10 protein-coding genes and 1 tRNA gene are annotated in these 12158 nt (G+C 65.5%); 6 read left to right on the top strand and 5 right to left on the bottom strand.

Annotation, left to right across the window (positions count from 1 at the left end; translation table 11 throughout):
• Window positions 1-19 precede the first annotated feature (19 nt).
• Window positions 20-895 (bottom strand): MOSC domain-containing protein, encoded by an 876-nt coding sequence (locus tag C8C98_RS13775; protein ID WP_121454744.1) that lies wholly within the window; start codon window positions 893-895, stop codon window positions 20-22.
• Window positions 896-1041: 146 nt separating this feature from the next.
• On the opposite strand from C8C98_RS13775, the gene C8C98_RS13770 reads away from it, so the two are divergent.
• The 5 genes from C8C98_RS13770 to C8C98_RS13750 all read left to right on the top strand — a co-directional run bounded on the left by C8C98_RS13770 (window position 1042) and on the right by C8C98_RS13750 (window position 5938).
• Window positions 1042-2178: an FAD-dependent monooxygenase gene (locus C8C98_RS13770; protein WP_121456262.1), complete on the top strand. Its 1137-nt coding sequence runs from the start codon at window positions 1042-1044 to the stop codon at window positions 2176-2178.
• 58 nt (window positions 2179-2236) lie between these two features.
• Complete coding sequence (locus tag C8C98_RS13765; RefSeq protein ID WP_121454743.1) at window positions 2237-2965, top strand: DsbC family protein; 729 nt, start codon at window positions 2237-2239, stop codon at window positions 2963-2965.
• 163 nt (window positions 2966-3128) lie between these two features.
• Entirely contained in the window at window positions 3129-4928 is a 1800-nt protein-coding gene (locus tag C8C98_RS13760) for a M61 family metallopeptidase (protein WP_121454742.1), read from the top strand.
• Window positions 4929-5055: 127 nt separating this feature from the next.
• The gene (locus C8C98_RS13755; RefSeq protein WP_121454741.1) at window positions 5056-5835 is read left to right on the top strand and encodes an enoyl-CoA hydratase; all 780 of its coding nucleotides are present in this window, start codon (window positions 5056-5058) and stop codon (window positions 5833-5835) included.
• Between the two features lie 26 nt (window positions 5836-5861).
• Window positions 5862-5938, top strand: a tRNA-Met gene (locus C8C98_RS13750).
• A 190-nt stretch (window positions 5939-6128) separates the two neighbouring features.
• Here the strand turns inward: C8C98_RS13750 and arsA are convergent.
• From arsA to add, 3 genes are all read right to left on the bottom strand, one after another.
• Window positions 6129-7946, bottom strand: a complete 1818-nt coding sequence (gene arsA, locus C8C98_RS13745) for an arsenical pump-driving ATPase (protein ID WP_233574546.1) — start codon at window positions 7944-7946, stop codon at window positions 6129-6131.
• A gap of 136 nt (window positions 7947-8082) precedes the next feature.
• Window positions 8083-9126, bottom strand: a complete 1044-nt coding sequence (locus C8C98_RS13740) for a tripartite tricarboxylate transporter substrate binding protein (RefSeq protein ID WP_121454740.1) — start codon at window positions 9124-9126, stop codon at window positions 8083-8085.
• A 12-nt stretch (window positions 9127-9138) separates the two neighbouring features.
• On the bottom strand, window positions 9139-10224 hold the full coding sequence (gene add / locus C8C98_RS13735) for an adenosine deaminase (protein WP_121454739.1): 1086 nt from the start codon (window positions 10222-10224) through the stop codon (window positions 9139-9141).
• A 69-nt stretch (window positions 10225-10293) separates the two neighbouring features.
• On the opposite strand from add, the gene C8C98_RS13730 reads away from it, so the two are divergent.
• Complete coding sequence (locus tag C8C98_RS13730; RefSeq protein ID WP_121454738.1) at window positions 10294-11235, top strand: LysR family transcriptional regulator; 942 nt, start codon at window positions 10294-10296, stop codon at window positions 11233-11235.
• A 44-nt stretch (window positions 11236-11279) separates the two neighbouring features.
• Here the strand turns inward: C8C98_RS13730 and C8C98_RS13725 are convergent, their stop codons facing one another.
• Window positions 11280-12110, bottom strand: a complete 831-nt coding sequence (locus C8C98_RS13725) for a ZIP family metal transporter (RefSeq protein WP_121454737.1) — start codon at window positions 12108-12110, stop codon at window positions 11280-11282.
• Window positions 12111-12158 lie beyond the last annotated feature (48 nt).

The raw sequence follows: 12158 nt of genomic DNA, 5'->3' as shown, positions 1-12158 counted from the left end.
AGAAAGAGAGCCCCCAACCTCAATCAAAACAATAGTTAGCCCCAAACCGCTGCCCCACGCGCAGCACCACACCCGCACCGCCCACCACCACCGCGTTCATGCCAAAGGTGATGGCACCTTGCAGGCGCTTATCGCTGCGGTAGGCACTCAGGGCGTCGCCTACCGCCGGACTGCTTTCCGCCGTAATGGGGTCGATATTGGGGATCGGGCAGCGGGTGCAGGGTTTGACGTGGCGCAGGTGCACCGCCCTGTGCGCTCCTGCGTCAATGCGCAGGTCCTCGATGCGGTCTTCGTCGTGCGCATCCACCCCGCCCAACACCAGGTTGGGGCGAAACCGCTCCACCCCCACCGCGCTATGGCCAGCGGCCGCCAGCCGTTCGTTGAGCCCATCCATGGACCCCTCACTCGTCACCAACAGCGAGAAACCATCGGCAAACTGGGTATGCGCCTCCAAATCGCCCGTCCATTGCTTGCTGGACCAGCGCCGGTGATCGGGGTCAAACCGCACCAAGCGGCAAGGCTGGCCCAAAAAATCACTGAACCACTGCGCCGCCACAGCCCCCATGTCCCAGGCGGGCACGGTGTCGTCCCATACCGTGACGGTGGCGGGCGCCTCCACCACGTCCAGCGCCACATGCAGGGCCAGCATGCCGGGGGCCCGCAGCACCAACTCGTCCGATTTGAGCTGCGGGCGAATGAGCGCCATGCGTGGCAGGCTGCGCTGGGTCACAAACTGGCCTTGGGCATCGACCACCATCCAGGCACGATCCAGGTCCAGGCCGGTTTCGGTCAGCAGGGCTTCTTGCACCTCAATACCTGCACAGGACTTCACGGGGTAGACAAACAACCGGGCAATGGTTCCAGTCACATCGGATTCGGTTTCAAATGACGACACGCTGCAGCGCTCCTGAAAAATGGGAACAAAAGGGGCGCACCAGCTCGGTTGCTTCGGTGGCACAGCCAAAAGCACAACCACGGGCGCCCACGGGGCGATTCTGCACTGCACCTGCGGGCTGCCTGCCCCCTCCTACAATGCCGCCCATGGCGCACACCTTTGATATCTGTATCCGTGGGGCTGGCATTGTCGGCCGCACCCTGGCTTTGCTGCTGGCCCGCGAACGCTTGCGCGTGGCCCTGGTCGCGCCCCCTGCCATCCAGCCCCCAGCCAACGACGTGCGGGCCTATGCCCTCAACACCGCTTCGCGCACGCTGCTGGAGTCGCTGCGCAGCTGGCCCGACCCTGAGCACGCCACGGCCGTCACACGCATGCAGGTGCAGGGAGACCAGGGCAGCGCTGTGCACTTCGACGCCGCCACCCAGGGCGCCGATGCCCTGGCCTGGATTGTGGACGTGCCCGCACTGGAGCAGCGTCTGGCCGAAGCCGTGCGCTACCAACCCCAGGTGGAGGTGGTGCCCGCGCCGGTGGACGCCGCCCTGACCATCGTCTGCGAAGGCCGCGCCAGCAGCACGCGGGCCGAGTTTGGCGTGGAATTTGACGTCACCCCCTACACGCAGCACGCCATTGCCACCCGCCTGGCGTGCGAACACCCCCACGGCCAAATCGCAAGACAGTGGTTTTTGCCGCAGGGCATCCTGGCCTTTTTGCCCCTGGATGGGGCCGATGGGCACACCGTGGCCGTGGTGTGGTCGGTCGAGCGCGAGCAAGTGGCCCCACTGCTGGACATGGCACCCGAGGCCTTTGCCGAAGCACTGCAAGCCGCCAGCCAAGGCGCGCTGGGGCAGCTGGAGCTGGCAGCCCCCCGCGCTGCTTGGCCTTTGCAACAAGCCCAGGCGGCACGTTGGTGCGGGCCCATGGCCGAGTCGGGCAAAACCACACGCAGTTGGGTATTGGCGGGCGATGCAGCCCACAACATCCACCCCCTGGCAGGCCAGGGCCTGAACCTGGGCCTGGCCGATGCCCAGGCGCTGGCCACCGTGCTGCATGGGCGCGACTACTGGCGCAGCGTGGCCGACATGCGCCTGCTGCGCCGGTACGAGCGCGAGCGCAAAGCCGCCATGCTACCCATGAGTCTGGCCACCGACGGCCTGCAGCAGCTGTTCTCGCGCCCCGAAAACCCGCTGCAAGCCCTGCGCAACTGGGGCCTTCGTGGCGTGGAGCGCAGTGGCCCGATCAAAAACTGGATTGCCCGCCAAGCCATGGGAACCCACGGGCTTTGAGCACACTCCCACCGAACTGAGCCCCCCAGACACCCCCCCTTTTTTGATTGATCTGCCCATGAAACTCATCTCCCTCTTGCTGGCTGCTGCGGCCCTCACCCTGGGCCTGTCGGCCCAGGCCCAAGAATCAGCCCTTCGCAAAACACTGGCCGAGCGCATTCCGCAAATGGGCAAAATCGATGAGGTGCGCCCCACAGCCATGCAAGGCCTGTACGAAGTGCGCATTGGCACCGACGTGTTCTATTCAGACGCCAAGGGCAACTACCTCATCCAGGGAGAGCTAATCGACACCAAGGCCCGGCGCAACCTGACCGAAGACCGCATCAACAAGCTCACGGCGGTCGAATTCTCGGAGCTGCCCCTGAAAGATGCCTTCACCATCGTGCGCGGCGACGGCAAGCGCAAGGTGGCCGTGTTTGAAGACCCCAACTGCGGTTACTGCAAGCGCTTTGAGCGGGATTTGCAGAACGTGGACAACGTCACTATCTACCTGTTCCTCTACCCTATCCTGAGCCCGGATTCGGCTGAAAAGTCGCGCAACGTCTGGTGCGCCAAAGACCGCGTGGTGGCCTGGCAGGACATGATGGTGCGCGACAAGAACCCCAGCAACGCCAGCTGCGACACGGCCGCCATCCAGCGCAATCTGGCCTTTGGCCGCAAGCACAAGATCACCGGTACCCCCACCCTGATTTTTGCCAACGGCACCCGCGTCCCCGGTGCCGTGGATGCACAAGAGGTCGAAAAGCGCCTGGCCGAAGCCGCCAGCGACACCACCAGCAAGAACTGACACGACTGACGCAAAACGGGAAGTGGCACCTGCCCCGCCGCAGGGCGAACCACTTGCCTGAGCCCTGTTTTGCGCCAACCCTGACCGAGCAGTGCCCGCCCGGAGGGCTCGAATAGAGCCACCGCCGGCATCCCACACGCCCAGCGCCCATCGCAGCAACGCCATGCCAAAAACCACCGCCCCCCACGCACCGGTTCACTACGAGGTGGCTGCAGCCAACCCGCAAGCCCACCTGTATCAGGTAACACTGACCATTGCGCAGCCCCAGGCGCGGCAGACGGTGTCGCTGCCGGTGTGGATTCCGGGCAGCTACCTGGTGCGCGAGTTTGCAAAAAACCTGCAGAACCTGCGAGCCCGCCAGGGCAAGCGTGCGGTGCCGCTGCACCAGGGCGACAAGCACTCCTGGGTGGCGGAATGCCGCGAAGACGCGCCGCTGGTGCTGACCTACGAGGTCTGCGCCTACGACAACTCGGTGCGCACCGCCTGGCTGGACACCGCACGGGGCTTCTTCAATGGCACCAGCCTGTGCCTGCGCGTGCACGGGCAAGAAGCGGCCCACCACAGCCTGTACGTCGCGCCCACACCTGCCACATCAGCGTGGTCGGTGGCCACGGGCCTTGCGCCGCTGAAAACCGACAAAAAGGGCTTTGGCCTGTATGGCGCAGCCCACTACGACGAACTGGTGGACTGCCCCGTGGAGATGGGGGACTTTTGGCAGGGCCACTTCACAGCCTGCGGCGTGGCCCACCGGTTTGTGGTGGCCGGGGCTGCCCCATCGTTTGACGGCGAGCGCCTGCTGGCCGACACGCAAAAAATCTGCGAAACCGCCATTCGGTTCTGGCACGGCAAAGGCAAGGCGCCATTTGGCAGCTACCTGTTCATGCTCAATGCGGTGCACGATGGCTACGGTGGGCTGGAGCACCGCAACTCCACTGCGCTGATCTGCGGGCGGCGTGACCTGCCCCGCCTGGGCGACAAGCGCCAAAGCGATGGCTACACCACCCTGCTCGGGCTCATCAGCCACGAGTACTTTCACACCTGGAACGTCAAGCGCCTGCGGCCTGCCGAGTTTGCGACGTACGACTACGACCAGGAAAACTACACCCAGCTGCTGTGGTTCTTTGAGGGCTTCACCAGCTACTACGACGACCTGCTGCTGCGCCGCGCTGGACTGATCGACGACGCCACCTACCTCAAGCTCATCACCAAGACCATCAACCAAGTGCTGCAAACCCCGGGGCGCAAGGTGCAAACAGTGGCGCAGGCCAGCTTTGACGCCTGGGTGAAGTACTACCGCCAGGACGAAAACACCCCCAACGCCACCGTGAGCTACTACACCAAAGGCTCGCTGGTGGCCCTGTGCCTGGATTTGAAACTGCGCCAAGAAGGCAAGACCACACTGGACGATGTGATGCGCGGGCTGTGGAGCCGCTGCAAGGCAGGCCCCATGGCCGAAGCCGACTTGCTGGCCGTTTTGGAGAAGTTGGCGGGGCGCTCCTACGCCCGCGACCTCCAGCAATGGGTGCACAGCACCGACGAGCTGCCCCTGGCCGAGCTACTGGCCGCCCATGGCGTAGCAGTGAAAAGCGAACCCGCCCAGCTGGCGCAGCGCCTGGGCCTGCGCGTGGCCGAAAACCACAGCGTGCAGATCAAAACTGTGCTGCGCGGCGGCGCCGCCGAAAAGGCAGGCCTGGCCCCCGGCGATGAATGGCTGGGTGTGCAGGTCAAAGGCCAGGGCTGGCGCATCAGCAAGCTCGACGATGTGGGCTTTTACGCCGGCAGCCAGAAGCAGCTGATCGCCGTGGTGGCCCGCGACGGGCGCCTGCTGGAGTTGCCCTTGCAAATGCCAGGCACCTCACCAGCGCCCGCCAAGGGACGCAGCCGCCCGGCAACACCCGACAACGTGGGCCTGACCTGCACCGACGCCACTGCCACTAGCCGCTGGCTGGCAGGCTCCGCCTGACGGCGGCTTGACGATGGCGCGACAGCCCCGTGCAAGCCGCATGGGTATAGTCATTGGCTACCGTTTTGAACAGGCTTTGGCCACAGGTTCTGAGAATCGGTTTTGACACACCAAACCAGGAGACAACATGGCTTACGAAACCATTGAAGTGCGCACCGAAGGCGAGAAGGTCGGCATCATCACACTCAACCGCCCCAAGCAACTCAACGCGCTCAACGATCAGCTCATGAACGAGCTGGGCGAGGCCCTCAAGGCGTTCGATGCCGATGAAAAAATCGGCTGCATGATCGTGACGGGCAGCGAAAAAGCCTTTGCCGCCGGTGCCGACATTGGCGCCATGGCCAAGTACAGCTTTGCCGATGCCTACAAGGGCGACTACATCACCCGCAACTGGGAGGCCATCCGCAGCATCCGCAAGCCCGTGATCGCCGCCGTGAGCGGCTTTGCCCTGGGTGGCGGCTGCGAGCTGGCCATGATGTGCGACTTCATCATCGCCGCTGACAACGCCAAGTTTGGCCAGCCCGAAATCAAGCTGGGCGTGATTCCCGGCGCGGGCGGCACCCAGCGCCTGCCACGCGCCGTGGGCAAATCCAAGGCCATGGACATGGCGCTGACCGGCCGCATGATGGACGCCACCGAGGCCGAGCGCGCTGGCCTGGTCAGCCGCGTGGTGCCGTTTGACAAGCTGATGGACGAAGCGCTGGGCGCCGCTCTGATCATTGCTGACTTCTCGCGCATCGCCGTGATGGCGGCCAAGGAATCGGTCAACCGCTCGTTTGAAGGCACGCTGGCCGACGGGGTCATGTTTGAGCGCCGCCTGTTCCATGCGCTGTTTGCCACCCAAGACCAAAAAGAAGGCATGGACGCCTTCGTGGCAAAACGCAAAGCCAACTTTACCCACCAATGATTTTTTGGTCTATAATTTGAGGCTTCGGTGGTATAGCTCAGTTGGTTAGAGCGCAGCATTCATAATGCTGATGTCCCAGGTTCAAGTCCCGGTACCACCACCAAATCGAAAACCCTGCCTGGCTTGCCTGGCAGGGTTTTTTGTTGCCTGAGCGAGGATGGTGCGCGCCCCGGCACGCACACCGGGCACCGCAACGCTGCCCAACGCTCCTGCCATCAGCAGCCCATTTTTTGGATGTTTTAGGCCTCCAAGGCAATATCCAAAAGCGCAAGCAGCTATAAATTCAATAGCAATTAAGGCACCCCAACCAAGGCTGCCAGCGCCGCAACACCCACCGGCGGCTGGGCCAGCCAGGGCAACACATAAGTGCGCTGCGCCAGGCCCTGGGCGATGCGCTCACACTGGCGCCGCTCGCCCGCCAGGCGCGCCTGCAGCAAAGGGTCGCTGGTGCCCGTGGCGGCCACGCTTTTGTTGATGACCCAGGCCCAGGGCTCGATGTGGGCGCGGCGAAGGTCGTCCTGAAGCGCGGCGGCCTGGCTGACGGGGGTGACCTCGGGCAGCGTGACGATGACCACATGGGTCATGTCCGCATCTTGCAGGCGCATGAGCGGGGTGATGATGTGCTTCGAGTTCGCACTACCTTCGTAGTGCTGCGTCATCTGCCGGTGGTAGGCACCGGTGGCGTCCATCAGCAGCAGGCTGTGGCCTGTGGGTGCCGTGTCCAGCACCACAAAGGCGCTGCGCGCCTCGTTCACCACGCGGCTGAAGGCGTGGAACACGGCCACCTCTTCGGTGCAAGGTGATTGCAGGTCTTCCAGCAGCAGGGCGCGGCCCGCGTCGTCCAAGGCCTTGCCGCGCGTGGCCATGATCTTGTCGATGTAGGCCTGGGTTTCCGCCTGCGGGTCGATGCGCCCCACTTTCAGCCCCGGCAGGCTGCCGTCCAGCTGGCTTTGCACATGGGCTGCCGGGTCGGTGGTGGTGAGGTGCACGCTGTGCCCGCGCTGCACCAGGCCCACCGCCAGCGCGGCGGCGATGGTGTTCTTGCCCACGCCGCCTTTGCCCATCACCATGATGAGGCCGTGCCCTTTGGCGGCCAAGGCGTCGGCCATAGCCGACAGCGGCTCGGCCTGCAGCGAAACACCCGCAACAGCGGCGGGTGCACCCAATGGCACATCGCCCCCACCCAGCAGGCCCCGCAGCGCCGCCAGGCCCACGGTGTCAAAAGCGCGCAGCGGCACCTCGTCGCACGGCAACTGCGCCAGCGCATCGGGCATCTGGTCCATGGCTTGACGGCCCAGTGCCTCGATGGCATCGGCCACGGCGTCCTGCCCCGGCTGGCTGGCATGGAACACGCCGTTGACGGCCAGGCGCTGGTTGGCAAGACCCAGGGCGCGCAGCTCCAGCGCCGTGCGCGCGGCCTCTTGCATGGGGCGGGGGTCGGGGCGGGTGACCAGCACCACGGTAGTCAGCGCCGGGTCGCTCAGCGCGGTCAGGGCTGCGTTGAATCGCGCCTCCTGCATCTTCAGCCCCGAGTGCGGGCCCAGGCACGAGGCGCCCCGGTCGTTGCCCGCCAGAAACCCGGTCCAGGCCTTGGGCAGGCTCAGCAGACGCAGCGTGTGGCCGGTGGGCGCCGTGTCGAACACCACATGGTCGAACACATGGCCGATGTCACTGCCCTCGCTGGCCAGCAGCGCGGCAAATTCGTCGAACGCAGCGATCTCGGTGGTGCAGGCGCCCGAGAGTTGCTCGCGCACCGTCGCGCGTTCGTCGCTGGTGGCCGTGGCCTCCAGCTGCGCCAGCACCCGCTGGCGGTAGGCCTCGGCAGCGGTGTCGGGGTCGATGTTGAGCATGTGCAGCCCCGGCACTCCGGGCACCGCCACTGGCTGGTTGGACAGCGGGACACCCAGCATCTCGTCCAGGTTGGAGGCCGCGTCGGTGCTGACCAGCAGCACTTGCCTGCCCGCATCTGCCAGGGCAATGGCCGCCGCGGTGGACAGCGAAGTCTTGCCCACCCCGCCCTTACCGGTAAAAAACAGAAACCGCGTGGGTTGCGCCAGCAGGCCCAGACGAACCACGGCGGAAGGGGGCGAGGCAGTTGCAGCAGTGTTCATGCAATCAGCATGGCACATGCACCCACCTTTTGTCTGGTGGCCATCACACCCAGGGCTCCCACACCCACCAGCCCATTGACCTGCATCAAGAACCGGGGTGCACTGCGCCGCACACAAGCGGCCCCCCGCTGGCAAGTCATTCCTTGATATTCGCCGCCTTCACGATGGCTGCATACCGGGCGCTTTCGGCCTGCACAAATCGCCCAAACTCGGCAGCAGAGCCCTTGCCCGCCACAGCGCCTCCATCGGCCAGCTTGGCGCGCACGTCATCCAGGCGCAGCACTTCGCCCAGCTCGCGGTTCAGGCGCTCCACCACGGCGGGAGGCGTCTGCACGGGGGCAAACAGGCCCGTCCACGAGACCATGTCAAACCCTTTGAAGCCAGCGGTCTCGGCCACGGTCGGCACGTCGGGCAGAGAAGGCAGGCGATGGTCGTCCGTCAGGGCAATGGCCTTGAGCTTCTTGCTGTGGATGTGCGGCGCCGCCGTCACGCTGATGAGCACGGCCAGGTCCACCTGGTTGCCGATCACATCGGTCACGATCTGGGCGCCGCCCCGGTACGGCACATGCACCATGAAGGTCTTGCTCTGGTCCTTGACGAGTTCCATGGCCAGGTGCAGCACCGTGCCCACACCCGACGTGGCGTAGCTCAGCTGCCCAGGCTTTTCGCGCGCCAGACGAATCACGTCGGCCAGGTTGTTGGCAGGCAGGCCCGGGCGGGCCACGATCACCATGGGGGCCGTGGTGACCAGGCCCACCGGGGCCAGGTCCTTGAGCGTGTCGTAGCGCACCGCCACCGGGTTCACCAGCCGCGCAATGGCGGCGGGGCTGTCGGCCCCCAATACGATGGTGTAGCCGTCCGGCGCGGCCTTGGCGGCCTTCTCCATGCCGATCACTCCCCCAGCCCCCGCCACGTTCTCAATCACCACGCTTTGCTTGAGGCGCTCGCCCAGCTTTTGGGCAATCAGGCGCGCCGTCACATCCACACTGCCCCCAGCGCTGAACGGCACGATGAGCGTGATGGGCTTGGCGGCAGGCCAGGCGGGCTGCGCCTGCGCGGCCACGCCGCAGCCGCCCGCCAGCAAGGCTGCGGCGAGGTGCACCGCCAGGCGCCGGGTGCGGGAAGGCACGGCAGATTGCGACGAAGACAGTGCCGATGGGGGCGACAAACGGGAAGACATCAAGAAACTCCTTCAGAGCGGTGCGGCAGAAAAAGCAGAGGTCTGCGCCAGTTGCTGGTCAAACGCCGCCAGCCACTGCGCATGCCACGCACGGCGCGTGCCATCGTCGATCCAGGCGGCATCCAGGCCGTTGGCGAGAAAGCTGCGCAGGTCGGCCGCGCCAAAACCAAAGTCGCGCACCATCATGGCCCAGGCCTGTGTGGGGTTCACGTGGTGCAGCGTGGGGTCGTCTGTGTTGGGGTGGATACGCAGGCCCGCCGCAGGCATGTGGCGAATGGGGTGGTCCAGCGCCCAGCGCTCGGGGGCCAGGGTGCGCAGGTAATACGAGTTGGTGGGCACCACGGTAAAGACGATGCCCCGGTCAGCGCATTCACGCACCAGGGCCGGGTTGTCGAGCACTGTGTAGCCGTGATCAATGCGGTCCACCTGCAACACATCGATGGCCGTGCGCACGTTGTTCCAGGGCATGCCGAACTCACCTGCATGGGCCGTGGTCTTGAGCCCGCCCCGGCGCGCCAGTGCATAGGCCGGGGCAAACCACTCTGGCGGGTGGTCTACCTCGCGGTAGTCGATGCCAATGCCAATCACCTCTTCGCGCCGATGGACCAGCACCCATTCAACCATCTCGGTGGCGGCCTCGGGCGGGGCCTCGCGGTCGATGGCCGCGATCAAGCGCCCGGTGATGCCGAAGTCGGTCTGGGCATCGGCAATGGCGCGCACGATGCCGCCCAGCGCCTGCGGATAGGCCAACCCCGACTGCTGGGCGGTGCCCGTGGGGTTCCAGAAGAACTCGGCATAGCGCACATGGTGCGCAGCGGCATCCTGAAGGTATTCGTAGGTCAGGCGGTGCAGGTCGTCGGGGCTGCGGATCAGTTCAGCGTCCAGCGCACGCAGCACCCGCAGCACGCCCACGGGCTTTTCGCCCCGGGTGTAGAAGGCCTCGATCTCGGCATCGCTGATGGCCGCGCCCGCCCGGCGGACCAGGTGGGTGAACGTTTCGCGCCGCACGGTGCCCAGCAAATGGCAGTGCAGCTCGACCTTGGGCAGGGCGTGGAGAAAGGTGTACAGCGGGTCTGCGGGCGCGACAAAGGTGGGCATGGCCGCATGCTATGCAGCGCGGGGTGATAACGGAAGTGATTTAATTTGATGGCGCAATAAAAGCAATTGATGAGCAAGCACCCTTCAACCCCCACCGCAGCCGAGCCCCCACCCGCGCACCGCGCCCCCACGCTGCGCCAGTTGCGCAGCTTTCAGGCGGTGGCGCGGGCCATGAGCTTTCGGCAGGCGGCCGAGGCGCTGTCGCTCACACAACCCGCGCTGTCGGCCTCCATCCGCGAGCTGGAGACCGTGCTGGGCACCCCGGTGCTGGAGCGCAGCACGCACCATGTGCGTCTTACCCCGCAAGGCGCGCTGCTGTTGCCGCAGGTCGAGCGGCTCCTCAATGGCTATGAGCAAGGGGTGGATGGGCTGTTTCGCACGCTGCACGATGGCAAGCGCGTCCTGCGCGTGGCCGCCCTGCCCTCGGCCATGCACCTGCTGGCCGAGCCTCTGCGTCAATGGCTGGCGCAGCACCCAGTTGTGGACCTGCGCCTGTACGACCCGCTCAACGACGACCTTCTGGCCGCGCTGCAGCGCGGTGAAGTGGACCTGGCGCTGGGTGTGGCCCTGGACTTGCCGCCGCAGATCGACGCCATCGCCGTGGCGCAAGACGACCTGGTGGCGGTGCTGCCCGTGGGCCACCGGCTGGCACACCGCGCACGCCTGACTTGGCAAGACCTGGCAGGCGAGCGGCTGGCACTGTTTGCGCGCGGCAGCACCTACGAGCTGGCCATGGCCACCTTGCGCCAGAATGGGGCCGATCTGGCGCGTGCCGACCAACTGCTGTACAGCGAGTCGCTCTACAGCCTGGTGCGTTGCGGGCTGGCGGTGGGCGTGATTTCGCGGCTGTACACCCACAACCTGCACGATGGCGCTGTGAAGGTGTGCCCGCTGCAAGCCCCGGTGATCTCACGCAAAGTGGCGCTCATGGTGCATGCCGCCCAGGACGCGCGAGCACCCCTGGTACAAAGCTGCCTGGAGTTCCTCACCCAGGCTCTGCGCAAAGCTTGAACTGGGTGCTTGAACTGGGTGCCTGCCCAACCCATTCAACAGCCTCAGTGGCTGTGCGCCGCCCCGCTCACCAGCGTGACCACCACCATGCCTGCGATCAGCCAGGCAATCTGCGCAATGGTTTCGCGCGCCGTCAGGCGCTTTTGCAGCTGGGGGATCAAATCAGCCAGCGCCACGTACACAAAGCTGCTCGACGCCACGGCCAGGAAGTACGGCAAAAAGTCTTGCAACTGTCCCACCAGAAAATAGCCCACCACCCCACCCAGCGCCGTCACGGCGCCTGCCAGCGACACCTTGACCAGCGCCATGCGGCGGTTGGGGCTGCTTTGGCGCAGCACGACCAGGTCGCCCATGTGGTGCGGCACCTCGTGCGCCAGCACCGACACGGCGGCGATAGCACCCAGGCGGATGTCGGCCATGAAGGCCGAGGCGATCAGGATGCCGTCGCCAAAGCAGTGCACGCTGTCGCCCGTCAGCACCGCCCAGCCACCTGCGCGCGGCGCATGGTGGTGGGCGTGGCCTTGGTGGTGCCCCTCATGGTTTTCATGGGCATGCGCATGGCCATCACCGTGACCGTGGTGGCTGTGCTCATGCCCGTGGTGCCACAGTTCGGCCTTGTCGAGCAGGAAGAAAAACACCACGCCGACCAGCAGCGTGGCAAACAAGTCGTGGGCCCCAGCCTGGCTTTCAAAAGCCTCGGGCAACAAATGCATGAAGGCCGTGGCCAGCAGGGCCCCGGCCGCCAGGCTCAACAAATGTTGCGGGCCCACACTGTCCTGGCTGCCGCCCAGGCCCAACCGCATCAGCAGTGCAGCCGCCCACACGCTGCCAATACCGGCAGCCAGGGTGGCGATCAAGATTGCTATCAAAGTCATAGCTATTAGCGCTTATTTCATTTGCCTTAGAGGCATTTTTTATCAAAC

The sequence above is a fragment of the Acidovorax sp. 106 genome (assembly GCF_003663825.1).
Taxonomy (GTDB): domain Bacteria; phylum Pseudomonadota; class Gammaproteobacteria; order Burkholderiales; family Burkholderiaceae_C; genus Acidovorax.
This window is presented reverse-complemented; position numbering and strand designations above follow the sequence as displayed.